General features: G+C 70.6%; 19 protein-coding genes and 3 pseudogenes. 14 read left to right on the forward strand and 8 right to left on the reverse strand.

Annotated elements, in window-relative coordinates; all coding sequences use genetic code 11:
* The first annotated feature begins 58 nt into the window (after nucleotides 1–58).
* Entirely contained in the window at nucleotides 59–493 is a 435-nt protein-coding gene (locus tag CCZ36_RS30870) for a YchJ family protein (RefSeq protein WP_069738156.1), read from the forward strand.
* A 41-nt stretch (nucleotides 494–534) separates the two neighbouring features.
* Here CCZ36_RS30870 and CCZ36_RS30875 read toward each other — a convergent pair whose 3' ends face one another.
* The 8 genes from CCZ36_RS30875 to CCZ36_RS30905 all read right to left on the reverse strand — a co-directional run bounded on the left by CCZ36_RS30875 (nucleotide 535) and on the right by CCZ36_RS30905 (nucleotide 8403).
* Complete coding sequence (locus tag CCZ36_RS30875) at nucleotides 535–2628, reverse strand: MDR family MFS transporter (RefSeq protein WP_128819055.1); 2094 nt, start codon at nucleotides 2626–2628, stop codon at nucleotides 535–537.
* A 63-nt stretch (nucleotides 2629–2691) separates the two neighbouring features.
* A complete protein-coding gene (locus tag CCZ36_RS30880; protein ID WP_069738158.1) occupies nucleotides 2692–3546 on the reverse strand; it encodes a hypothetical protein in 855 nt (284 codons plus the stop codon).
* 138 nt (nucleotides 3547–3684) lie between these two features.
* Nucleotides 3685–3861, reverse strand: coding sequence for a hypothetical protein (locus tag CCZ36_RS34940; RefSeq protein WP_024264190.1), 177 nt, complete (start codon nucleotides 3859–3861; stop codon nucleotides 3685–3687).
* 339 nt (nucleotides 3862–4200) lie between these two features.
* A complete protein-coding gene (locus CCZ36_RS30885) occupies nucleotides 4201–4737 on the reverse strand; it encodes an excalibur calcium-binding domain-containing protein (protein WP_176734519.1) in 537 nt (178 codons plus the stop codon).
* A gap of 221 nt (nucleotides 4738–4958) precedes the next feature.
* On the reverse strand, nucleotides 4959–6173 hold the full coding sequence (locus CCZ36_RS30890) for an acyl-CoA dehydrogenase family protein (RefSeq protein ID WP_069738159.1): 1215 nt from the start codon (nucleotides 6171–6173) through the stop codon (nucleotides 4959–4961).
* 4 nt (nucleotides 6174–6177) lie between these two features.
* Nucleotides 6178–6651: an SCP2 sterol-binding domain-containing protein gene (locus CCZ36_RS30895; RefSeq protein WP_069738160.1), complete on the reverse strand. Its 474-nt coding sequence runs from the start codon at nucleotides 6649–6651 to the stop codon at nucleotides 6178–6180.
* A gap of 72 nt (nucleotides 6652–6723) precedes the next feature.
* Nucleotides 6724–6987, reverse strand: a complete 264-nt coding sequence (locus CCZ36_RS30900; protein ID WP_069738161.1) for a hypothetical protein — start codon at nucleotides 6985–6987, stop codon at nucleotides 6724–6726.
* 201 nt (nucleotides 6988–7188) lie between these two features.
* Nucleotides 7189–8403 (reverse strand): helix-turn-helix domain-containing protein, encoded by a 1215-nt coding sequence (locus tag CCZ36_RS30905; protein ID WP_069741250.1) that lies wholly within the window; start codon nucleotides 8401–8403, stop codon nucleotides 7189–7191.
* A gap of 809 nt (nucleotides 8404–9212) precedes the next feature.
* Here CCZ36_RS30905 and CCZ36_RS30910 point away from each other — a divergent pair.
* The 13 genes and pseudogenes from CCZ36_RS30910 (at nucleotide 9213) to CCZ36_RS30970 (ending at nucleotide 23610) form a co-directional block, all read left to right on the forward strand.
* Nucleotides 9213–10148, forward strand: coding sequence for a hypothetical protein (locus CCZ36_RS30910; protein ID WP_069738163.1), 936 nt, complete (start codon nucleotides 9213–9215; stop codon nucleotides 10146–10148).
* A 229-nt stretch (nucleotides 10149–10377) separates the two neighbouring features.
* Nucleotides 10378–11034: a hypothetical protein gene (locus CCZ36_RS30915; RefSeq protein ID WP_069738164.1), complete on the forward strand. Its 657-nt coding sequence runs from the start codon at nucleotides 10378–10380 to the stop codon at nucleotides 11032–11034.
* A gap of 337 nt (nucleotides 11035–11371) precedes the next feature.
* Nucleotides 11372–12899 (forward strand): annotated as a pseudogene (locus CCZ36_RS37055) (DUF6801 domain-containing protein).
* Between the two features lie 579 nt (nucleotides 12900–13478).
* A pseudogene (locus CCZ36_RS30925) lies at nucleotides 13479–14464 on the forward strand (ABC transporter ATP-binding protein).
* Nucleotides 14461–15330 (forward strand): MlaE family ABC transporter permease, encoded by an 870-nt coding sequence (locus tag CCZ36_RS30930; RefSeq protein ID WP_128819056.1) that lies wholly within the window; start codon nucleotides 14461–14463, stop codon nucleotides 15328–15330. The pseudogene CCZ36_RS30925 and the gene CCZ36_RS30930 overlap by 4 nt, the downstream one beginning before the upstream one ends.
* A gap of 3 nt (nucleotides 15331–15333) precedes the next feature.
* On the forward strand, nucleotides 15334–16137 hold the full coding sequence (locus CCZ36_RS30935) for an MlaE family ABC transporter permease (RefSeq protein ID WP_032762725.1): 804 nt from the start codon (nucleotides 15334–15336) through the stop codon (nucleotides 16135–16137).
* Nucleotides 16137–17432 carry an MCE family protein gene (locus CCZ36_RS30940; RefSeq protein WP_128819057.1) on the forward strand — a complete coding sequence of 432 codons (1296 nt, stop codon included), beginning with the start codon at nucleotides 16137–16139 and terminating at the stop codon, nucleotides 17430–17432. Before CCZ36_RS30935 ends, CCZ36_RS30940 begins: the two co-directional genes overlap by 1 nt.
* On the forward strand, nucleotides 17429–18460 hold the full coding sequence (locus tag CCZ36_RS30945; protein WP_128819058.1) for an MCE family protein: 1032 nt from the start codon (nucleotides 17429–17431) through the stop codon (nucleotides 18458–18460). Before CCZ36_RS30940 ends, CCZ36_RS30945 begins: the two co-directional genes overlap by 4 nt.
* Nucleotides 18457–19476, forward strand: a complete 1020-nt coding sequence (locus CCZ36_RS30950; RefSeq protein ID WP_128819059.1) for an MCE family protein — start codon at nucleotides 18457–18459, stop codon at nucleotides 19474–19476. Before CCZ36_RS30945 ends, CCZ36_RS30950 begins: the two co-directional genes overlap by 4 nt.
* Before the next feature lies 1 nt (nucleotide 19477).
* Nucleotides 19478–20653, forward strand: coding sequence for an MCE family protein (locus tag CCZ36_RS30955; RefSeq protein ID WP_128819060.1), 1176 nt, complete (start codon nucleotides 19478–19480; stop codon nucleotides 20651–20653).
* Nucleotides 20650–21860 (forward strand): annotated as a pseudogene (locus CCZ36_RS30960) (MCE family protein). Before CCZ36_RS30955 ends, CCZ36_RS30960 begins: the two are co-directional and overlap by 4 nt.
* Nucleotides 21857–23092, forward strand: a complete 1236-nt coding sequence (locus CCZ36_RS30965) for an MCE family protein (protein WP_069741241.1) — start codon at nucleotides 21857–21859, stop codon at nucleotides 23090–23092. The pseudogene CCZ36_RS30960 and the gene CCZ36_RS30965 overlap by 4 nt, the downstream one beginning before the upstream one ends.
* Nucleotides 23089–23610: a hypothetical protein gene (locus CCZ36_RS30970; RefSeq protein WP_128819061.1), complete on the forward strand. Its 522-nt coding sequence runs from the start codon at nucleotides 23089–23091 to the stop codon at nucleotides 23608–23610. Before CCZ36_RS30965 ends, CCZ36_RS30970 begins: the two co-directional genes overlap by 4 nt.
* Nucleotides 23611–23643 lie beyond the last annotated feature (33 nt).

Here is a 23643-nt window from a genome sequence, read left to right on the forward strand (position 1 = left end):
CGGCTCGTACGCCGGTGCCCGTACGCGGGTGTCCGCCGGCACGCGTCACAATGGACCCATGGAACGACGCACCTCCCGGCCCCGGGGAACCGCCGCCCCGAGGATCACCCCCGCCTCCCCCTGCCCCTGCGGCCTGCCCGCCGCCTACGGGGAGTGCTGCGGCCGGTTTCACTCCGGCAGCGCCGCCGCGCCGACCTGCGAGGCCCTGATGCGCTCCCGGTACGCGGCCTTCGTCGTCCAGGACGCGGCGTACCTGCTGCGCACCTGGCACCCCGAGACCCGGCCGCCCGGCGTCGACTTCGACCCGTCGATGCGCTGGGTGGGCCTGGAGATCCTGGACACCACCGAGGGCAGCGCCTTCCATTCCACCGGAACGGTCACCTTCCGCGCCCACTACACCGACGACGGCCGCCCCGACTCCCTCCACGAGAAGAGCCGCTTCGTCCGGCACGAGGGCGCCTGGGTCTACGCGACGGCGGTCTTCGTCGACTGACCCCGGCGGTCAGGCGTCGGGCCGGCCCCGGGGCGTACGGGTCAGACCGGGGCCCCCACCCGCGACGATCCGCCGGAGCCGGCCGCGGGGGACAGCTCCTGGGCCAGGTCCTCCGCCAGCAGCCGCTTGGCGATCACGTCCACGGTGGCCCTCAGCTGAAGGTCGTCGGGGCGTGCGCCGTCCTCGGCCAGGCGGTCGTTGAGCCAGCGGCCCCAGGCGTCGGAGATCACCGCCGCCTCCCGCCGGCCCGCCGCCGTGTGCGAGAAGATCCGGCCGTCGCCCGTCAGATAACCCTCCTCGATCATGCGGTCGAAGACGGGCACCAGGACCTCCGGCGGAATGCGGTGCCGGGCCGCGATCAGCCCGAGGCCCGCGTGGCCGACCATCCTGGTGAACAGGTCCACCTGCATCACCGCCCAGGCCCCCGCCATGTCGAGCCGGGTGTCGGACTCGGCGGTGATCCGCCGGGCGGTCTCCGGACCCGCGCTGTGCAGGATCGTGGCCACGGAGTACTCCAGGACCTTCGCCGAGTCCCCGCTGCCCGGCTGGGCGAAGCCCTCGCCCATGTCCGTCGACCCGAGCCGGGCCGAGTCCCGCAGCTTGACCTCCTTGAGGAACAGCGCGATGACGAAGCCGATCAGGGCGATCGGCACCGTCCACAGGAACACCGTGTGCAGGGTGTCCGCGTAGGCCTGGGCCAGCGGCTCCGACTGGGCGGCGGGCAGCGCGTGCAGGGCCTGCGGGCTCTGCGAGGCATCGGCCAGGATCGCCGGATCGCCGCCCGCCGCGACCGCCCGTGCGACGCCGTCGGTGAGGTTCGGCTTCAGCGCGTTGGCGTAGATGGTGCCGAACACCGCCGTGCCGAAGGCGCTGCCCAGCGTACGGAAGAACGTCACGCCCGAGGTCGCCGTGCCCAGGTCCTCGTAGTCGACGGTGTTCTGCACGGCGATGGTCAGCACCTGCATGGCCAGGCCGATGCCGAGCCCCAGGACCACCATGTAGAGGGACTCCAGCCAGACGCCGGTCCCCGGCCCCATCCGGGACAGCAGGAACAGCCCGGCCGCCATCACCAGTGTCCCCACGATCGGGAAGACGCGGTAGCGGCCCGTCTTGCTCACCACGTTGCCGCTGAAGATCGAGGCGGCCAGCAGACCGGCGACCAGCGGCAGCGTCCGCACCCCCGACAGCGTCGCCGAGTCCCCGTCCACGTACTGGAGATAGGTCGGGAGGAAGATCATCGAGCCGAGCATCGCGAAACCGACGATGAAGCTGAGGATCGAGCAGACAGTGAAGACGGGGTTCCGGAACAGCCGCATCGGCAGCATCGGCTCCTTCGCCCGCGTCTCCACGACACAGAACAGAGCGAGCGCGATCAGGCCGCCGACGAAGAGGCCGATGATCACGGCCGAGCCCCAGGCGTACTCGTTGCCGCCCCAGCTCGTCGCCAGGATCAGCGCGCTGGCCCCGACGCTGACCAGCGCGATACCGGTGTAGTCGATGGACGGGCGGCCCGCCGCCTTCACCGAGGGGATGTTCCGGGCGGCGGCGATGACCACCACGACGGCGATCGGCACATTGACGTAGAACGCCCAGCGCCAGGTCAGATGGTCCGTGAACAGCCCGCCGAGCAGCGGCCCGATCACGGTGGAGATACCGAAGACCGCCCCGATCGCACCCTGGTACTTGCCCCGTTCGCGCAGCGGGATCACATCCGCGATCAGCGCCATCGAGGTGACCATGAGACCGCCCGCGCCGATGCCCTGCATACCGCGCCAGATGATCAGCAGCAGCATGTCCGAGGCGAGGCCGCACAGGAACGAACCCGTGATGAAGATGATCGCCGAGACCTGGAAGACCAGCTTCCGCCCGAACAGGTCGCCGAACTTGCCGACCAGCACGGTGGCCACCGTCTCGGCCAGCAGATACGCGGTGACCACCCACGACATGTGCGAGGCGCCGCCCAGGTCCGACACGATCGTCGGCAGAGCCGTGCCCACGATCGTCTGGTCCAGTGCCGCGAGCAGCATGCCGAGCACGATCGTCGCGAAGACGATGTTGCGCCGCCGCCGGTCGAGGACGGGCGGCGGCGCGGCGGCACTCTGCGCGGCGGGGGCTTGCTCGCTGGCAGTCGTCACCCCTGCACCCTCACACCCCTCGTGCGCCCCCGCACGCGGGTGCGGTCCGGACGGGCGTAGGCCCTAGCCGGGCAGCGAGGCGATCGACGACTTCAGCCGGGCCACGAACGCCTCCCGGGCGTCCTCCCCGATCCGGTCGAGCGAGAGATACGGATTGAGGTCCTCCAACTCGACGAGCAGCAGCGCGCCGTCCGCCGTCCGGCAGGCGTCGACCCGCTGGATCCCGTGGTCGAGGGTGTTCCAGGCGATGAAGCGCCGGGCGAACTCCAGGTCCTCCGCGCTCGCCGCGTACGGCTCCAGCACCCAGCGCCGCTCCGGGTCGGGGGCGTACAGCGCGTACTGGAAGTCGTGGTCGACGAAGTAGAACGACACCTCGTGCCGGAAGTCGATCCGCGGCTGGACGAGGAGAGACCCCTCGGCCGCCGCCTCCAGTTCGGCGCGGGCCTCCGCCGCGGTGACGAAACGCAGCCCGACCGAGTCCGCCCCCAGCTTCGGCTTCACCACGTACCGGGCGACGTCCGGCAGCTCGGCCAGACCCGCCGCCCGGTCCACGGTAGGGATGACCGGAAGCCCCGCCGCGGACATCTCGACCAGATACTGCTTGCCCGCCATGTCACCGCGCCCGTCCAGCGGGTTGTAGACGGCCGTCCCCAGCTCCCGGGCCTTCACGAGGAAGGCGTCGTAGGCCTCCCGGTAGTGCAGCACCGGCCCGCTGTTGCGGACCAGCACGGTGTCGAACCCCGCCAGCAGCGCGGCCGCGTCCCGGGGATGGCAGAGCGCGACGTCGAACGCCTCGCGGAGCCGGGAGGAGAGGTAGATGTCCTCGTCGCAGTAGCGGCGGCCGCGCGCCTCGTACGCGAGATCGGTGACGAGCAGGAGGGACGGGCGGCGTGCGCCGGCGGGCGACGGGGCGGTCATGAGGTGCTCCCGGGGTGAGGACGCGGACGGAAGCTCACTATCGCCGACACCCGGGCCGGGCTTGCCGGAGGGGTAGGTGGCTCGATGGTCCCCTCTGTACGGGGGACCAGCGCCGCGCCCGTATCCGTCGCCGTACCGTCAGACGGCTTCCGTGGAGCTGCCCCGCACGGCCGCCACCCACTCGACGAGAAGCCGCTCGTACTCCCGGCGGCCCTCCGGCGACACCACACCGCCGTCGGCGACCAGAGCGCGGATCTCCGCGTTCAGCTCGACCATCGGGCGGGCGGGCGTCGGCTGGGTCGAAGTGGAGGTCATGTGAAGAGGCTAGTGGCACGGAGGGGGTCCGGCTGCCGGTCGAACGTGTGGGGCCCGCCACGGCCGGCCGTCGCCCCGGCCGCGGACCGGCGTCGGCGCGCCGCCCTGCCGCCGGGCGCATCTCTCCACACCGTCGCCACGCCCGGTCGCGACCGAGTGGCCCGAACCCCCCGTCGTCGCACGTGGACGGGGGGTGACGGGGCGCCGGGGCCTTGCCGCGCACGACCGGGCGAGCCCGGTGAAAGGCCGGGTGCGCCCGCCCGGGAACGCGATGCGTGAGCCTCTCGTCCGGCGGAGGCACGCGCGTCCGGGGCGACGAGAATCACATGTTCGCGGACCCTATTCGCAGCCCACTCCGTCGCCGTCGCGGTCCAAGTGCCGCCCGTACCCGGGCTGGCCGGACCGGATGGGCGCGGCGCCGGCGGCACGCACCGCATCGCAGTTCTGGTAGTACGCCGACGTCCCGCCGGAGCCGGATCCGGAGCCTCCACTGCTGCCGGTGGAGTCGTCCCGCGCGACGGGCTTCCTCGCGGGCTGCGGCTCCGGGGGAGCGGCCGTGACCGTGACCCGCACCTTCTTGACCTTCGTGACGGTCGGGGCCGGTTCCGGCGTCGCGGTCACCGTGACCGTCGCCGTCTCCGTGACCGTTACCGTCGGCCCGGGCTTCGTCTTCGCCGCGACCGTGCGCACTTCCTGCGGCTGTTCACCCGTGGCGCCGATCCCGACACCGAGCAGGAACAACACGCCGGCGACCGGGAGCACGACTCGCTTCCGTGCCCACCGCGGACCCCCTGTCGAAGGCGGCTGCGGCGTGAAGTCGCCCCCCTGGCCCCAGCCGGGCTGACGCGACGGGTGCTGCGAACTGTTCCAGTCCATGTCCCCCCAAGGTGCTGTGTGGAGGGCCGACCGTAGCGACCCGCCGGGGGCCGGGGGAGCGACTTGTTCCGGTGGTGATGGAGTTGTGACCAAAGGGCGGGGGAGAAGTGTGGAGGCCGACGGATCCATGTGCCGCCCCGCCCGGCGGCCGGGGGCGCGTGTTCCGGCCGCCGTCGTGCGGGTCGAAGAGGAGGTCACGGCTCGGCACGGCCTCCTCCCGTTCAGCGGATGTGCCGCCCCGAGATCGCCCGCGCGATGACCAGGCGCTGGATCTCACTGGTTCCCTCGAAGATCGTGTAGATCTTGGCGTCGCGGTACATCCGCTCCACCGGGTGCTCCCGGCTGTAGCCCGCGCCGCCGAGGATCTGGACCGCCTTCTCCGTCGCCGCGACCGCGAGTTCACCGGCCCGCAGCTTGGACATGGAGCCCTGGCCCGCGTCGAACGTGCGGTCGTTGCGGGCCATCCAGGCCGCCTGCCAGATCAGCAGGCGTACGGCTTCGATCTCGGTGCGGATGTCCGCCAGCGCGAAGGCGATCGACTGGTTCTCGATGATCGGCCTGCCGAACGCCTCGCGCTCACCGGCGTATTCGAGGGCGTATTCGTAGGCGGCCCGCGCGATGCCGAGGGCCTGCGCGGCGACCGTCGGTCGGCTGACCTCGAACGTGGCCATGGCCGCCTGGCCCTTGGCGGTGGAGCCTTCGCGGGCCCTGGCGAGACGGGCGTCCAGCTTCTCCTTTCCGCCGAGCAGGCAGTGGCCGGGGACGCGGACGTCGTCGAGGAAGAGGTCCGCGGTGTGCGAGGCGCGCAGACCGAGCTTCTTGACCGTACGGCCCGCCGTCAGGCCCTTCGTGCCGGGCGGCACGATGAACGCGGCCTGGCCCCGGGAGCCGAGCGACGGGTCGACCGAGGCGACGACGACGTGGATCCCGGCGATGCCGCCGTTGGTGATCCACGCCTTCTGGCCGGAGATGACCCACTCGTCGGCCGCCTCGTCGTAACGGGCCCTCGTCGTCATCGCCGAGACGTCGGAGCCCGCGCCCGGTTCGGAGACGCAGAACGCGGCGACCTTCGGGTCGTCCTCGTCGCCGTAGCACTGCGGCACCCACTCGGCCAGCTGGTCCGGAGTGCCGGACGCGAAGATTCCGGCCACCGCGAGCGAGGTGCCGAAGAGGGCCATGCCGATACCCGCGTCGCCCCAGAACAGCTCCTCGTTGGCGATCTGGAGGGAGAGCCCCGTGGGGTCCCCGTACAGGTCGGCGAGCGATTCGAAGCCGTACAGGCCGATCCGGGCGGCCTCCTGGATCACCGGCCAGGGGGTTTCCTCCCTGGCGTCCCACTCGGCGGCGGCCGGGCGGACCACCTGGGCGGCGAAGCCGTGCACCCAGTCGCGGAGGTCCTGCTGTTCCTCGGTCAGGGCCAGGGAGAAGAAGCTCATGCCCTCACGCCTTCGGGATGTCGAAGTAGCGGGTGAGGCCGGACGCCAGGCCGACGTCACCGGCGACCTTGAGCTTGCGCGTCATGAACATCGTGACCGGATTGCCGTTGCCGGAGACGAGCTTGAGGAACTCCGCGTCGGCCATCACCAGCGTGGTGCGGGGCTCGGCGTCGGAGCGGCCCGCGGTGACCCGGCAGACGCCGTCGGCTATCGCGGTCTCGTAGACCGCGTCGCTCTCCCCGGTGATCTTCCAGCGGATCAGCGCGGTGAGGCCGCCGGCCGCCTCGGACCGGAACTGCTGCTTCATCCGGCCGAAGACCTCGCCGAGGACGCGGGTGCGCAGCTCGCCCCGCATGACCTCGGCGAGCTGCTTGGCGGACAGGCTCTTGACGATCCGTGCGAACTCCTCGGGGGCGACCGCGGCGAAGTCGAGCGCGGACAGATCCTCGGTGAGGTCGCCGCTGCTGGTTCCGTCCACGCCAACTCCTTACTCCGAAGTAAACTTACTTGAAAGTAAGGTAAGGGGAGTGGTGACGTCCCGCAAGGCCGGTCAGAAGGGCGAGCCGGGCAGTACGGCGAGGTGGGGGTGGTGCGCGGCGAGCACCTTGTTGGCGCGGGCCAGGTCCGACAGGGCCTGTTCGCGGTCGGCCTGGTCCTCGACGCCCAGCCGTGGCCCACGGAACCTGCGGACCTCCCGGGCCGCGCAGTCGGCGTCGAACTCCGCCTGGAGGATGTGCGGCGGAATGCACGAACCGATCAGCGCGGCGACCCGGTCCGGGATCGGCACGGGGACGAGAAGGTGCGAGGCGGTCATGGGGGTTTCCCTTTTCGCTGGTTGGCCAGGAGGCGGTACACGGGATCCGTCGCCGGATGGGCGGCGGGCTCCCTCCTGTGTACGGGACGCGGTTCCGGGTTTCTCGCCGGATACGTCTCCGTGTCGCAACCGTTTGGGACTGACCGTCTATTTCCCCTTACGCGCCGGTAAGTTGACCCGCCGCGCCGGACGTGATCCGGATCAGGGGGACGTGCCGGCCGCGCGGGAGCGGAGCCGCAGCGCGCGCAGCACGGCCTCGGTGGCGAAGCGGCTTTCCGGATCGACGAGTTGGTCACCGAAGATGGTCTCCAGGCTGCGCATGCGATAGCGCACGGTCTGCGGGTGGACATCCAGCAGCGCACCCATCTGCGCCGCGGTGCCCCGGGTGTCGAGCCAGATCCGCAGCGTCTCGACCAGCCGCTCCCGGCGGGTCGCGCTGATCCCCGCGACGGCGGCCAGTTCCCGCTGGGCGAGCTGGTCCAGCAGCGCGGGGTCGGAGAGCAGCCACAGCGTGATGAGGTGGTCCTCGCAGCGGATCAGCGGGGCGTCGTCGATGACGCCGGAGTCGACGAGCTCCAGAACCCGGCGGGCCCAGCGGATCGATTCGCAGGCCAGCGCCGTGGGGACGGTCAGCCCGATCGCCATGCGCCCGGTCGGCAGGGCCTGGATCAACATGGATCTTCGCGCGTCGTCCAGCGCTCCGGGAACGAGCAGATGCGGCTGAGGGGCGCTGAGGTCGACGAGCAGATCACGGTCCGCGGCGAGCCGGTCCAGCTCCGCCGGGGCCCGCACGGCGATCAGCGTGACCTCCTCGGGCAGCGTCCACCCGGTCTGCTCGCACAGATCGGCGATGGCGCTGCCGGGGGCCGGACGTCCGGCGAGGATCAGGTGGAGCAGCCGTCGGCGCAGCGCCTCGCTGTGCTCGCCCGACTGGGACTGCGCCTCCAGGAAGCCTTCCCGGGAAAGCGACTCCAGTTCGTCGACGTAGGCGAAGAGCGCGTCGGCGAAGCTCAGCATCAAGGTGGGGGAGAGGTGGTAGCTCTGCCCCACCTTCTTCGCCCGGCGCAGCGCCACCCGCGCGCCCAGCCGGTAGGCCCCCTGAAGGGTGTCCATGCTCCGGCCCTCGTACGCCTCGAACCGTCCGAAGCGCCGGCACATGTCGTCCCGGAGTGTGGTGGGGGAGGAGGGCTCGGCCACCAGATCCACGAAGGAGGCGAGGCTCTGCTCCACGCCCACCCTGATGGCCTGACCGTTCGGTCCGTCGAGCAGCCGGGCGTACTCCGGATACGCCCGGGTGACCTCGACGCCGATTTCCTTGATGAGGCTCGGCAGTTCGGGCCGCATGATCGCCGCGAATTCCTGCGGGAGCGGCCCGAGCGGGTCTTCGGTATCCAATGGCTGTATGAGATGTGGCATGACAGATCCCCTTGCTCCCGGCGCCCGGTGGTGGGGTGAGACGGTGGGGGGAAAGCGCTCCCACGAACCGAGAGGTGCGTACCAAGTCCGCGACGAAGATAGACCAAGGAACAGGCGCTGCACACCACTTGGACAAGATCGACGTGCAGGGGGCACACATCTCGGCCGCACTGTGCGACTTCCGTGCAGGTCGGGCGCTGCTGCGCGCTTTCGGACAATGAATTTCGGCCGCCCGCTCAGGCGGTGACAACAAAGCGGTTCCGCTGTCGTCGAGTTCTTCCCCGCATGGCCCGGCCGGAGCCGGCGCGTCGGGGAGCGGCCGGGCGTACGGGCGGCTCACCACGGCGAACGCGGGGGAACGCCCGTGCCTGGAGGGGGACTTCGAGCCGCTTGGCCGAAATTCCATGCCACCCGACGGAGAGCGGGAGCCGGACTTCCGTGTCTCCCGGAGCGCCGGTCCCGTCTGTGCACCGCGCGCGGGGTTCCGGTCGACGGTACCTAATTCCCTGCCTCCGGATACGCATTCCTTGATAAGGGGAGCGTGCCTCGATGCTCATTAACGGATCAAAAAGAGTGCGGTGCAAAGAATCTTAGCCGGACGGATTGTGTCGCCCTGTTTCCCGCGAGTAACATCACGCCTCGGTCAATTCGGTCATGAAATCTGCCCGAAATTTGATGCTCCGATCCTCCGCCCCCGGGCCGCCCGGGGCCCCAACGCCGCCGACGGTCGTCGCGGTGCGGGCATGCGTTGCAGAACCGGTCAACTTCGTGCACGAGGCCGCGCCACGGCGGCCGACAGAGGGGACGACATGAGATCCGTTTCCAATCGAACCCGCGTAGGTCTGCTCGCGGCGTTCACGGCATTCAGCGCCCTGCTCTCCACCGGCTCGGCCACCGCCGCCACCCAGCTCAACGGCGACTGGGCCCCCTTCGACCGCTGCCCGGTCGACGCGCCCGCCATGCTGGCCGCCGACGGTGTGAACACCATCGCGACCTGCATCGCGTCGAGCTCGGCCGCCGGATCCATCACGCTCGGCAAGAGTGTGGTCTCCACCCGCCACACCGATCTGCAGCTCGGCGTCATCCAGCGCGCCGACGGCACCGCCTCGCTGGTGGCCCCGCCCGAAGGGGCCCTGACGGCGGACCCGGCCGAGATTCCCGGCGGGCTGCTCGGGCTGATGTGTCCCAGCGGGATTCCCCTCGTATCGGGAATCTGCCGTCAGCTGACGGACAACAATCTCAACCGGGTGACGGCCACCATCGAACCGGCCGGAGCGCCACGCGACTTCAATATGAGCGCGGCCTTCTCCACCGGTGAGCCCATTCTCACCATCCCGGTGCGTATCCACCTCAAGAATCCGCTCCTGGGTGACAAGTGCTACATCGGGACCACCGCCAACCCGGTGCTCCTCAAGCCCGAGAACGTCACGGCGCCGACCCTCTCGCTCCAGCGGTTCGGAGCCGACGGGACGCCGAACGACGACGAGGGCGAGATGGGGCGCTACACCTTCGACGGCGCCGACCAGGGCGACGCCACGTTCGCCGTACCGGGCGCAAGCGGTTGCGGCGCCGGGCTCCTGGACTGGGCGGTGAACCTCAAGACCGGCCTCCCGTCCGCCGCCGGGAAGAACAGCGTGACGCTCGACGCCACCACCACGTACTTCGGCAGCCCCTACGACCCCGCGGGCCTCGCGCCGAACGAGGGCCGGAAGCTGTCCGAATTCTGGCACTCCGCGAAGCGGTAGGCCGTCCCCACACTCCACCCGCACGAGGAGGTGATGCGGCCACCCGTCCCCACGTCCTGGTCCGCGCACCGCAGGCCCCTGCTCGCGGACCCCGCCGCGTGCCGCACCGTCCGGCACCCCGTGGACCCGCCGAACGCCGTACCGTCCGGCCCGGCGAACACAGCGCACGAATCTCTCTCCAGTCACGTTCAGCCGAATCCCCAACGGGACGAGAAAAGGGAGTACCCCCATGTTCAAGCGAACCGGTGTCCTCACCGCGATCGGTGCCGCCGCGGCATCCGTCGTGCTGGCCGCCCCGTCGGCCGTCGCCGCGCCGACCAGTTGGACGATCACCCCGACCGGCAACTTCAACGGCAGCGCCGGAGTGACCGTCCTGACCGACAACAACGGCAACAAGATCCAGTGCGCGACCTCCGCCGCCTCGGGCAACGCGCCGACCTCCCCGGTCGCCGGCAGCCCGGCCAAGCTCGCCTCCATCACGGCGATCTCGTTCAACTCGCCGTGCACGGGCCCGTTCAGCTCCACCTGGACCGTCACCACCACCCCGTCGTGGGAGATCTGGGGCCTGGACTACGCGGCGGGCGCCGGCACCAACTCCACGGGCCAGGTGACCGGTGAGATCAGAGCGATCAAGGCGAAGGTGTCCGGGAGCAGCATCCTCGGCCCCTGCACCTTCAACGTCACCGGCAAGGTCGCGGCCAAGTACAACAACCCGACCGCGGGCGGCAGCAACGGCACCCTGAACACGGCGGGCGGCGGGCTCACCCTGTCCATCGCCAACAAGGTCGGCGGCGGCTGCGGCATCGTCGGCACCACCGCCAGCTTCCAGGGCCTGTACTCCCTGGTGAGTGCTACCACGGGCAAGTCCCCGGTCATCAGCGGCTGATCCCGCGCCGATGACGTACCGCGTCTGAATGTCGTGCCCGGCCGTGCGCACCCGACGGCCGGGCACGATTTCGCGCACCCGCCGACAAGGGGCGCGGCGGCGGATTGTCACCCGCTGCCAAAGTCCGCGCGCCGGTGATCCGATCGGGAACCGGGCCCTTCCCAGAGCGTCGTCGGCGTGCGTACCGTACCCGTCGGTAGGGGCCGCCGGACGTCCGACTCCGCCCCGAAGTCCGCCCGCGGCCCGCCCGGCCGCCGCCCGCAGAGCCGCCGCACCCACCGGACCCGCTCCGCAGCCGCCCGCCCTGGGCCCACGCGCGCCGGAAGGACACACCCGTATGACCGTCGATGCACGCGCCGCAGCGAGACGACCGATCCACTGGGCCGTGGGCGGGGCGCTGGTCGTCGCCACCGCGCTCGTTCCCAGCGCCGAATCGGCCGCCGCGGAACAGAAGTCGGAGGTATCCCTCCGCTACACCTGCCCCTTCCCCTCCGGGCCCGAGGAGGTGGACGTCGTCGTCTCGGCGGTCCTCCCCACCTCGGCCCGTACGGGCGAGGAGATCCGCCCCGCCCAGGTGGCGGTCGAGGTGACCCTGCCACCGACGGCGCTCGCCCGGTTCGCCGACCTGGACGCCGCCGCCCTGTCGGCCGTCGCACGGCTCACCGTCCGCAACACCGTCGGCGACAGGTCCGCCGACGCTTCCTGGCAGAACCTGACCGCCCCGCCGACGGACCTGCCCACGCCGGCCGAGGGCGAAGGAGAGGGCGAGGGCGCCGGGGAGAGCGACGGCACGCTGACCCTCACCGCGACCGGGGACGTGCCGACGGTCGCCTTCGGCAGCCCGGGACGCGCGACACTCGCCCCCGAAGCGCTCGCCCTCGCGCTCACCTCGCTCACGGAGGCCGGAGAGCCGACCACGCCCCCCGGGCTCGACGTCGCCTGCGCCCCGGCCCCGGCCAGGAGCCGGAACTGGCCGCCATCGCGATCCGCGGCGACCAGGACCCCACCGCCCCCGCACCCCGGCCCGGCGAGAGCGACCCCGCACCGGAGCCGGCACCCACCCGCCCGGCCGAGGGGCTGCCGCCCACCGCACGGGAGAAGATCGACGCCCTCACCGAGAAGCGGCGCGAAGCCCTGGAGGACGACCCGGGCAGCTGCCCGATCGAGATCCCGCCCGAGTGGGTGATGACCACCGCCGAGACCTACGCGGCCGGCTACGCCAACGCCGCCAAGCTGGACGGCGCGGCGGCGCTGGGGCCCGCGTTCATGAAGGTGGTGCTGAACAAGCGCTACATCAACGACTCCTGCGCCTCCACCGTCGACGTCAGCTCCGAGGTCGACTTCGACTACCGGGGGAAGCGCCAACTCCCGCCGACGAAGGCCACGTTCCTCAGCTACGGGTTCATGCCGACCACCGCCACCATGACCCTGGAGCAGGTGGGCCCCCCGGCCGCGATCCACACGCACACGGTCACCAACACGCCGACCTACCCGGAGGAGACCACGGTCACGGCCCAGCTCGTCATGCGGCTCTCCGACGTCGAGGTGAACGGTGTGCCCCTGGACGTGGGCCCCGACTGCCGCACCGAACGCCCCTTCGAGCAGGTCCTGAAGGGGTACGGCCAGAGCTACCCGCCGGCCGGCTACCTCGTGGCGTACGGCGGCACCCTGAACGGGTACGCCCACATCCCGCCCTTCGAGGGGTGCGGTGCGACCGAGGACCTCGACCCGATCTTCACCTCGGCCATCTCCAGCCCGGGCAAGAAGGCCGACAACTACACCAAGATGACCCAGGCGCCCCTGTGCGTGGCCACGAACCCGGAGGGCCGGACTGCCCGCCGAGGAAGCCGAAGCCCGAGCGGTGAGCGTGTGCGGCTCTCCGGCCGCCGACAGCTGAAAGGCGATCGAGCCCTTCCGGTCCCCCGGCCGGAAGGGCTCATTTTTTGTTCCCCGGGACCGGCCCCCGGCCGACCGTCGGCCTCCGATTCCTCATCATCCGACAGGTTTGGCCACCGGATTACTCATCCGCAGACAATCACGGGGGCCTCGTGAATTCTTGCCGAGGAAAATCTGTACCCAGTATTGCGAAGTCAGGTTACCGGCCCGTAGCGTCCCAGATGTGCCGATCGAAAGCGCCCGCGCACCTGCTCGTCGGGCCTGCCCGGGCCCGGTTCGCTCCCCTTCGGTGCCGGGGTGCCCGGGACCGGTGGGTCAAGCGCTTGCGCAGATTCCGACAAGACGGGGAACCGGGCTTGTCACCGAATGACAAGTGATCCGATCACCACCCCCGGTTCGTTGAAATCCGCTGTTCAACGGCTTGCCCTGGCGGTTTCGGCGGACATAACGTGCGCCCCCTGGTGCATGTGTGACGAGCCGCCATCGCCTTTCTCAGAGCCGGAGCGTCAACCGATGAAAACGTTCACCGCCACTTCGAGGGAGGGCCGATGGGAATCGAAGTAGTCGTCGAGGGCCTGACGAAGTCCTTCGGCAAGCAGAACATCTGGCAGGACGTCAGCCTCACCCTGCCCGCCGGTGAAGTGAGCGTCATGCTCGGCCCTTCCGGAACCGGAAAGACCGTCTTTCTGAAATCCATCATCGGGCTTCTCAAGCCCGAACAGGGACGCGTCCTCATCAACGGCGTCGACATGGTGAACAGCCCGGAACGCGACATCATGGAGACCCGGAAACTCTTCGGCCTCATGTTCCAGGACGGGGCCCTTTTCGGCTCGATGTCGCTCTTCGACAACATCGCCTTCCCGCTGCGCGAGCACACCCGCAAGAAGGAATCCGAGATCCGTCGCATCGTGATGGAACGCATCGACATCGTCGGGCTCCTCGGAGCCGAGGGAAAGCTGCCGGGCGAGATATCCGGCGGTATGCGCAAGCGGGCCGGCCTCGCCCGCGCCCTCGTGCTGGACCCCCAGATCATCCTCTGCGACGAGCCGGACTCCGGTCTCGACCCGGTCCGCACCGCCTATCTCTCGCAGCTCCTCATCGACCTCAACGCGCAGATCGACGCGACGATGCTCATCGTCACCCACAACCTCGACATCGCGGCGACCGTACCCGACAACATGGGCATGCTGTTCTGCCGCAATCTCGTCACCTTCGGCCCGCGCGAGGTGCTGCTCACCAGCGACACCCCGGTCGTCTCCCAGTTCCTCGCCGGACGCCGCGAAGGACCCATCGGCATGTCCGAGGAGAAGGACGCCGCCACCCTCGCCGCCGAGCAGGCGGCCGACACCGTCCCGCTGCCCACCGGCCCCGCACCGTCGTCCCCCAGCTGGAGCCCTCGCCCGGGATGCCCGTACGCCAGGGAGCGCTGCGCCGACGCGAGCGGGTCATGTCGATGATGGGCCAGCTGCCGGAGGCCGCCCGTACGGCCATCCTCGACAGCTACGCCCCGGCCGCGGGAGGTGCGCGCGCGTGACCGCCCCGATGCCGGTGCGGCCGCCCGAGCCGCCCGAGAAGCCCCCGCCGGCCACCTTACGGAAGGCTGCCGTAAAGATCCCCGGCCGGCGCCGCCCCTCCCGGCTGCTCGCCCCGCTCCGCGAGACCGGGAAGCTGTTCGCGCTCGCCGTCGCCGTGGCTCGGGCCATCTTCCGCCGGCCCTTCCAGGTGCGGGAGTTCATCGAGCAGTTCTGGTTCGTCGCGAGCGTCACCATTCTGCCCGCCGCCCTCGTCTCCATCCCGTTCGGCGCGGTCATCGCCCTCCAGGTCGGCTCCCTCACCCAGCAGCTCGGCGCCCAGTCCTTCACCGGCGGTGCCAGCGTCCTCGCGGTGATCCAGCAGGCGAGCCCGCTCATCGTGGCGCTGCTGATCTCCGGCGCCGCCGGCTCCGCGATCTGCGCCGACCTCGGCTCCCGCAAGATCCGCGAGGAACTCGACGCGATGGAGGTCATGGGCGTCTCGCCCATCCAGCGCCTTGTCGTCCCCCGGGTCCTGGCCACCATGCTCGTCGCCGTCCTGCTCAACGGGCTGATCTCGGTGGTCGGCACGCTCGGCGGCTACTTCTTCAACGTGATCATGCAGGACGGCACCCCGGGCGCCTATCTCGCGAGCTTCTCCGCCCTCGCCCAGCTGCCCGACCTCTACATCAGCGAGGTCAAGGCCCTGATCTTCGGCTTCATCGCCGGCATCGTCGCCGCCTACCGGGGACTCAACCCGCGCGGCGGCCCCAAGGGGGTCGGCGACGCGGTCAACCAGTCCGTCGTCATCACCTTCATGCTGCTGTTCTTCGTGAACATGGTCCTCACGGCGATCTACCTCGAGATCGTCCCCGCGAAGGGGAGCTGACCGATGGCCATGCTGAACTGGCTCGACCGATCGGGTGACCAACTCACCTTCTACGTGAGGGCACTTGTCTGGATCCCGCGCACCCTGCGCCGCTATCTGCGCGAGGTGCAACGGCTGCTGGCCGAGGTCGCCTTCGGCAGTGGCGGACTCGGCGTCATCGGCGGCACCATCGGCGTGATGATCGCGATGACCCTGTTCACCGGCACGGTCGTCGGACTCCAGGGGTACGCCGCCCTCAACCAGATCGGCACCTCGGCCTTCACCGGGTTCGTCTCCGCCTACTTCAACACCCGGGAGATCGCCCCCCTGGTCGCCGGGCTCGCCCTGTCCGCCACCGTCGGCGCGGGCTTCACCGCCCAGCTGGGCGCGATGCGGATCAACGAGGAGGTCGACGCCCTGGAGGCGATGGGCGTCCGGTCCATGCCCTACCTCGTGACCACCCGGATCATCGCCGGAGTCGTCGCGATCATCCCGCTGTACGCGATCGGGCTGCTCTCCTCGTACGTCGCCTCCCGCTGGATCACCATCTTCTTCAACGGCCAGTCGGCGGGCACCTACGACCACTACTTCAACCTCTTCCTCTCCCCCCAGGACGTCCTGCTGTCGGTGCTCAAGGTGCTGATCTTCAGCGTGCTGGTGATCCTCGCCCACTGCTACTACGGCTTCCACGCCACCGGCGGACCGGCCGGCGTGGGCGTGGCGGTCGGCCGCTCGGTACGCAACGCCATCGTGCTCATCAGCGTCACCGACTTCTTCCTCTCGCTCGCCATCTGGGGCGCCACGACGACGGTGAAGGTGGCCGGCTGATGCGTACATCCAGCACCCGCACCATCCGCCGGCGCCTGGCCGGGGTCGCCTTCCTGCTGGTGCCCGCCGTCCTGGTGTGGGTCTCGGTCTCCGTGTACGAGAAGGACTTCACCGACGACGCCACCGTCACCGTCCGCACCGGACCGGTCGGCAACGAGATGCACAAGGGCGCCGATGTGAAGCTCCGCGGCGTCGTCATCGGGCAGGTCCGCTCCATCGCCACCGACGGCGACGGCGCCCGCCTCACCCTGGCCGTCGACCGCGACAGGCTCGGCCAGGTCCCGGCCGACGTCACCGCCCAGATGCTGCCGACCACCCTCTTCGGCGCCCGGTTCGTCGCGCTCGTCCCGCCCCGTATCCCCGCGGCCACCACCCTGCGGGCCGGGGCCGTCATCCCGCAGGACCGCTCCAGCAACGCCATCGAGCTGGAACAGGTCCTCGACAACGTCCTGCCGCTGCTGACCGCCGTGAAGCCCGAGAAGCTCTCCGCCACCCTCAACGCCGTGTCACGGGCGCTGGAGGGACGCGGTGACCGCCTCGGCGAGACGCTGACCACGCTGGATCGCCACCTGGAGAAGTTCAACCCCCAACTCCCCACCCTCAACGCCGACATCAAGGAACTCGTCAAGGTGAGCACGCTGTACGCGGACGCGGCGCCGGACGTCCTCGACGCGCTGAGGGACGCCACGGTCACCAGCTCCACCCTCGCCGACGAGGAGGCGCGGCTCGCTGCCCTCCACGGCACCACCACGGCCGCCGCCCAGGAGGTCACCTCCTTCCTGCGGGAGAACAAGGACAACCTCATCCGGCTCTCCGCCGCGAGCAGGCCGTCCCTCGAACTCCTCGCGGAATACGCCGAGTCGTTCCCCTGCACCCTGCGCACCATGGCCGGCTTCGTGCCCGCCATGGACAAGGCGCTCGGCAAGGGAACCAATGAGCCGGGGCTGCATGTGTCGGTCAAGTCCGTGCCCTCGAAGGGGAAGTACATCCCCGGCAGGGACGCCCCGGCCTACAACGCCACGGGCGGCCCCCAGTGCTACTCGGTGCCGTACATCGGCAAGCACGCCCCGACCGCCGACAACCGCCGGGCCGCCGACGTCATCGCGCCCCCGCCCACCCAGGACGACGGCGGAGGCACGGACACCGCGCTCGGGCTGCCCAACTCGCCCCAGGAGTCCCAGCTCGTGAACGAACTGGTCGCCCCCTCGCTGAAGGTCCGGCCGGGAGACCTGCCCGACTGGAGCAGCGTGCTCATCGGCCCGGCCTTCCGCGGTGCGGAGGTGAAACTCAAGTGAAACGCCGCTCGCTCGCGGGACCGATCACCAAGTCCCTCGTCTTCATCGTCGTCACCGTGCTGGCCACCACCGTCCTCGGCCTCTCCATCGCCAACACGGGCGTCGGCGACACCACCACGTACAAGGCGCGGTTCACCGACGCCACCGGCCTCATCCCCGGCGACAGCGTCCGGATCGCCGGTGTGAAGGTCGGACAGGTCGAATCCGTGCGGGTCGCCGACCGGCGCGTCGCCGAAGTCGCCTTCGCCGTACGCAAGGGGCGCGACCTCCCCGCCTCGGTGACCGCGTCCATCAAGTACCTCAACATGGTCGGCCAGCGGTACGTCGACCTCGACCAGGGCGCCGGGCCCGTGGGCCGGACCTTCGCGCCCGGCGACACCATCCCGCTCTCCCGCACCACCCCGGCCCTCGACCTCACCCAGCTCTTCAACGGCTTCCAGCCGCTCTTCGAGGGACTGTCGCCGCCCGACGTCAACCAGCTCGCCGGCTCCATCGTCCAGGTCCTCCAGGGCGAGGGCGGCACCGTCGACAGCATCCTGCGGCACGTCGGCTCGCTCACCACGACCGTCGCCGCCAAGGACAAGGTGATCGGCGAGGTGATCACGAACCTCAACACGGTCCTCAAGACGGTCAACGACCGTGAGGAAGGCTTCGACGACCTCGTCGTCACCCTCCAGAAGCTCGTCACCGGATTCTCCGGCGACCGCGAACCGCTCGGCGAGGCCATCACCGCGATGGGCGCGCTCACCACCGTCACCGCCGACCTCTTCCAGGACGGCAGGAAGCCCCTCAAGGACGACATCCGCCAACTCGGACGTCTCAGCGGCCAGCTGGAGAAGGGCACTCCGCAGATCGAGAACTTCCTCCAGAAGACCCCGGCCAAGATGGCGGCCATCAGCCGGCTGACGTCCTACGGATCGTGGCTCAACCTCTACCTCTGCGAGGCGAAGGTCAGCGGCGTCACCCATGACGACGGCAGCAAGCCGCCCACCGGCATCGCGATCACCCAACCGAGGTGCCTGGCATGAGACTCACCCCCATCAGGGAACGCAACCCGGTCGCCGTCGCCGTCGTCGGGCTCCTCGTCCTGGCCCTCGTCGGCCTCACCGCCTGGCGCGCCGACTCCCTGCCCTTCGTCGACAACGGCACCACCTACAGCGCCGACTTCACCGAATCCGCCGGACTCGACGACGGCGACGAGGTGCGCATCGCCGGAGTGAAGGTCGGCGAGGTCACCGGCGTCTCCCTCGACGGCGCGAAGGTCCGGGTCGACTTCCGGGTCAAGGACGCCTGGATCGGCGGCTCCTCCACCGTCGGCATCGCCATCAAGACCCTGCTCGGCGAGAAGTACCTCGCCGTCGACCCCCTCGGCGACGCCCCGCAGGACCCCGGCTCCCGCATCACCGCGAGCCGCACCACCTCCCCGTACGACGTCACCCAGGCGTTCAACGGGCTCGGCGAGACCATCGGCGAGATCGACACCGACCAGCTCGCCAAGAGCTTCGAGACGATCTCCGCCACCTTCAAGGATTCCCCGCCCCACGTCCGCAACGCCGCGAACGGGCTCTCCGCCCTCTCCCGTACGGTCTCCGAACGCGACGCCCAGCTCGCCACCCTGCTCAGCAGCAGCAAGAAGCTGACCCGGACCCTCGACGGGAAGAAGAGCAGCTTCGAGACGCTCCTGGAGGACGGCAACCTGCTGCTCGGCGAGATCCAGGCCCGCCGCGACTCCATCCATCTGCTGCTCACCGGCACCCGCGACCTCGGCACCCAGCTCACCGGACTCGTCAAGGACAACGACAAGCAGCTCGGGCCGACCCTGGCCTCCCTCGGACGGGTCACCGCCGTCCTGGTGAAGAACCGCAAGAGCCTGGACAAGATCCTCGCCACGACCGGCTCCTACAGCCGCCTCGTCGGCAACACCCTCGGCAGCGGGCGCTGGTTCGACAACTACGTCTGCGGCGTCGTGCCCAAGAACTACCTTCCCGCCGGCACATCCCCGGCGACCGGATGCATGCCACCCCGGCAGCAAGGGGGCCGCTGACATGAGACGCACCCGCATCACCGGCATCGGCGCCGGACTCGCCGTCGTCGCCGTCGTGGCCGCCACCGGCGTGAGCGCCCTGGAGGAGGACGGGAAGAGGACCGTCACCGCCTACTTCGACCGGGCCACCGGCGTCTACGCCGGATCCGACCTGCGGATCCTCGGCGTCAAGGCCGGCACCGTCGACTCGGTGGAGCCACGCGGCAAGGAGGTGAAGGTCGTCCTGCGCCTCGACAAGGGCATCGACGTCCCCAAGGACGCCCACGCCGTCGTCGTCGCCCCCAGCCTCGTCGCCGACCGCTACATCCAGCTCGCCCCGGCCTACGACGGCGGCCCCCGGCTCGCCGACGGCGCGGTGCTGCCCGCGGCCCGCAACGCCACCCCCGTCGAGGTCGACGAGCTGTACGCCTCCATCACCGAACTCTCCACCGCCCTCGGCCCCAACGGGGCCAATGCGAACGGGGCGTTCGCGCGGCTCCTGGACACCGGGGCGAAGAACCTCGACGGCAACGGCAAGGCCATCGGTGACTCCATCGAGCAGTTCGGCAAGGCCACCAAGACGCTCGACAAGAGCAGCGGCGACCTGTTCGACACCCTCAAGTACCTCCAGGGCTTCACCACCATGCTCAAGGAGAACGACGGCGACGTCCGCAACGCCGAACAGCAGCTGAACACGGTCACCTCCTTCCTCGCCGACGACAAGAAGAACCTCAGCGCCGCCCTGAAGGAGCTCGGCACCGCCCTCGGCCAGGTCAAGACCTTCATCGCCAAGAACCGCGGCTCGCTCAAGAAGAACGTCGAGGCCCTGGTGCCGGTCACCCAGGCGCTCGTCGACCAGCGCGCCTCGCTCGCCGAGGCGATGGACACCCTGCCGCTCGCCGCGGGCAACGTCCTGAACGCCTACGACCCGGCCAACCGCACCCTCAACGGGCGGACCAACCTCAATGAACTGTCCATGGGCGGACCGCTCGTCGAGGCCGGGGCCGCCGCCGCGGCGAGCCGGCTCACCGGCCTCGCCCCCGTGGACGCGACCCGCCGCAAGACGCTGCCCGTCCTGCCGCTGCCGGAGGTCGGCACGGTCTACGGCACCCCCGAGAAGCAGCCCGGCAAGCCGGGCAGGGCCGGTAGGGCAGGCACGTCCGGCGAGACCGGCCAGGAGAAGGGGGCAGGGCGATGAACGACGAGATCCGGCGCAGACCCGCCGCACGCGCGGCCGTCGGCGCCGTCGCGCTGCTCGCCACCGGTGCGCTGATCGCCCTGGTCGTGGTCCGCCCCGACGCACCCTCCTTCACCGGCATCGAGCAGATACCGCTGCCCGGCGGCGCGGACCTGGGCGACCGGCCGTACGAGGTCACCGCCGAGTTCGGCGACGTCCTCAGCCTCGCCCCGCAGTCCTCGGTGAAGGTCAACGACGTGTCCGTGGGGCGCGTCACGAAGATCGCGCTGGCCCCGGACGGCTGGCGGGCCCGGGTCACCATGCAGGTCAACGGCGAGGTCAAGCTTCCCGCCAACGCCTACGCCCGGCTCGAACAGTCCAGCCTGCTCGGCGAGAAGTTCATCCAGCTCGCCCCGCCCCCCGAGGGCACCGCCCACGGAACGCTCGCGAGCGGCGGACGGATCCCCGTCTCCCGCACCAACCGGAACCCCGAGGTCGAAGAGGTCTTCGGAGCCCTGTCCCTGCTCCTCAACGGGGGTGGCGTCAACCAGCTCAAGACCATCACCACCGAGCTCAACAAGGCGCTCGCCGGGCAGGAACCGCAGATCCGCTCCGTGCTCAACCGGGTCGACACCCTCGTGACCAACCTGGACGAGAACAAGGGCGACATCACCCAGGCCCTCGACGGGGTCAACCGGCTCGCCACCACCCTCGCCACCCGGAAACAGGACGTCGGCACCGTCCTCACCGGACTCAGCCCCGGACTCAAGGTCCTGGAGAAACAGCGCGGCTCCCTGCTGACCATGCTGCGCTCCCTCGACACCCTGTCCACGGTCGCCGTCGACACCATCAACCGGAGCAAGGCCGACATGATCGCCGACCTCAAGGCGCTCGCCCCGACCCTCAAAGCGCTCGCCGACTCCGGTCAGGACCTGCCGAACTCGCTCCAGGTGCTGCTGACCTACCCCTTCACGGACGAGGTACTGCGCGGCGTCAAGGGCGACTACCTCAACGTCTACCTGGACGTGACGGCCATGCCCGGCACGCAGATCGTCCCGGCCCTCACCCCGGACCCCCGGGCATCCCCCAGCCCCCGGCCGAGGGCGAGGGACCGGCCGCGTCGACCAAGGGCGCGCTGCCCCTCCCGCTCCCGCTGCCCGCCGTGTCGGGCACGCCGAGGAGCACCGCTCCGGGCACGCCGAAGACCACGAAGGAGGCGACCGAGTGATCACCCTCGCCGTCCGGCTGAAGAACCTCGCCTTCCTCGTCATCGCCGTCCTCGTCCTCGGCTACCTGGGCGTCCGCTACGCCGACCTCGGCCATTACGTCGGACTGCGCAGCTACTACACCGTCACGGTCCAACTCCCGCAGACGGGCGGCCTGTACACCCACTCCAACGTCACCTACCGGGGCGTCTCCGTGGGCCGCGTCGGCCCCATCGAGCTGACCGAGGACGGCGTCGAGGCCGAGCTGCGGATCGAGAAGGACGCCCCGCGGATCCCGGACAGCCTCACGGCCGTCGTCGCGAACCTCTCGGCGGTCGGCGAGCAGTACGTCGACCTGCGGCCCACGCGGGCGGAGGGCCCCTTCCTGGGCAACGGCTCGGTCATCGACGAAGCCGACACCACCATTCCCGCACCCCCCACCGACGTACTCACCAGCGTCGACGACCTGGCGAGCTCGGTGGACCTGGAGAGCCTGCGGACCGTCGTCGAGGAGTTCGGGGCCGCCTTCGAAGGGCGCGGCGACGACCTCCAGGTCCTGCTGGACACCGGCGGCGACTTCATCGAGGCGGCGGACAAGGCCCTGCCGGTCACCACCCGGCTGATGGCCGACGGCGAGCAGGTCCTGCGCACCCAGGCCGAGCAGGGCAGGGCACTGAAGGGCTTCGCCAGGGGCGCGAAGGAGCTGGCCGCCGAACTCAAGGGCTCCGACGGCGACCTGCGCCGCCTCATCGCGACCACTCCGGACGCCGCCGTCCAGATCAGCGGACTGCTGCGCGACGTGGACCCGGCCTTCGGCGTCGTCGTCGCCAACCTCCTCACCACATCGGAAGTGGCCGTCACCCGCCAACGCGGCCTGGAGGAACTCCTCGTGAAACTCCCCGCCGTCGCCGCCGCCGGGGCGAGCGCGGTCGACGACGACGGCGCCCGGTTCGGGATGTCCGTCACCTTCTTCGAACCGCTGCCCTGCACCGCCGGCTACGGCGGCACGGTCTACCGCAACGGCCTCGACACCTCGGCCGGGCCCGCCGTGAACACCGCCGCCCGCTGCACGTCCTCGCCCGGCACCGGCATCAACGTCCGGGGCAGCGCCAACGCCCCCAAGGGCGGCCCGGTGCCGGAACCGGCCGTCCCGGGCTCGATGAAGCTGCCCGGAGCCGTGGCCGGCACGGCCGCGACCGCACAGCCGCCGGCCGAGGGCATGGCCGGGCTGCTGGGCCTGGGAGGCGGCTCATGACCCCCCGCGCCCGGCACCTGGGCGGCTGGGCCGTCCTGCTCGTCGCCGCCCTGGTCTGCGGGCTGGGGGCCTGGTCGTACGGGCAGGCGCGCGGCGACCGCTCCCTCTCCTACGCGAAGGCCCGCGACACGGCCCTGGCCGAGGGCAAACGGCACCTCGCGACGCTGAACAGCCTGGACGGCAAGAGCGCGCGGCGGGTCGACGACGGGTTACGGGCCTGGCTGGACTCCTCCACCGGGCCGCTCCACGACGAGCTGGCGCGGACCCGTAAGGCCGACGCGAAGTCCCTCACGGCGGCGGGCGACACGGCCCGGGGCAAGGTCACCGCGGCGGCGCTCACCGCACTGGACGAGCGCACCGGTACGGCGGAGCTGATCGCCACCGTGGACGTCGAGGTCACCCCGCGCTCCGGCGCGGCCGGCACCCAGCGCAAACGGTTCGGGGTGACCCTCGCCCGCACGGCCGACGGCTGGAAGGTCAAGGCGCTCACGGCGATCGGGACGGGCGGTGGCCGGTGAGAGCGAGCGGGAGAGAGAGCGGAGGAACGGCGA

It is taken from the genome of Streptomyces sp. S063 (assembly GCF_002832675.1).
GTDB lineage: Bacteria > Actinomycetota > Actinomycetes > Streptomycetales > Streptomycetaceae > Streptomyces > Streptomyces sindenensis.

Bases quoted from the DNA above. Each gene is read 5' to 3' on its own strand.
- CCZ36_RS30870 (WP_069738156.1), top strand. From the start codon at position 59: ATGGAACGACGCACCTCCCGGCCCCGGGGAACCGCCGCCCCGAGGATC.
- CCZ36_RS30915 (WP_069738164.1), top strand. From the start codon at position 10,378: ATGTTCAAGCGAACCGGTGTCCTCACCGCGATCGGTGCCGCCGCGGCA.
- CCZ36_RS30890 (WP_069738159.1), bottom strand. From the start codon at position 6,173: ATGAGCTTCTTCTCCCTGGCCCTGACCGAGGAACAGCAGGACCTCCGC.
- CCZ36_RS30910 (WP_069738163.1), top strand. From the start codon at position 9,213: ATGAGATCCGTTTCCAATCGAACCCGCGTAGGTCTGCTCGCGGCGTTC.
- CCZ36_RS30905 (WP_069741250.1), bottom strand. From the start codon at position 8,403: ATGCCACATCTCATACAGCCATTGGATACCGAAGACCCGCTCGGGCCG.
- CCZ36_RS30885 (WP_176734519.1), bottom strand. From the start codon at position 4,737: ATGGACTGGAACAGTTCGCAGCACCCGTCGCGTCAGCCCGGCTGGGGC.
- CCZ36_RS30955 (WP_128819060.1), top strand. From the start codon at position 19,478: ATGAGACGCACCCGCATCACCGGCATCGGCGCCGGACTCGCCGTCGTC.
- CCZ36_RS34940 (WP_024264190.1), bottom strand. From the start codon at position 3,861: ATGACCTCCACTTCGACCCAGCCGACGCCCGCCCGCCCGATGGTCGAG.
- CCZ36_RS30950 (WP_128819059.1), top strand. From the start codon at position 18,457: ATGAGACTCACCCCCATCAGGGAACGCAACCCGGTCGCCGTCGCCGTC.
- CCZ36_RS30880 (WP_069738158.1), bottom strand. From the start codon at position 3,546: ATGACCGCCCCGTCGCCCGCCGGCGCACGCCGCCCGTCCCTCCTGCTC.
- CCZ36_RS30970 (WP_128819061.1), top strand. From the start codon at position 23,089: ATGACCCCCCGCGCCCGGCACCTGGGCGGCTGGGCCGTCCTGCTCGTC.
- CCZ36_RS30940 (WP_128819057.1), top strand. From the start codon at position 16,137: ATGCGTACATCCAGCACCCGCACCATCCGCCGGCGCCTGGCCGGGGTC.
- CCZ36_RS30935 (WP_032762725.1), top strand. From the start codon at position 15,334: ATGGCCATGCTGAACTGGCTCGACCGATCGGGTGACCAACTCACCTTC.
- CCZ36_RS30900 (WP_069738161.1), bottom strand. From the start codon at position 6,987: ATGACCGCCTCGCACCTTCTCGTCCCCGTGCCGATCCCGGACCGGGTC.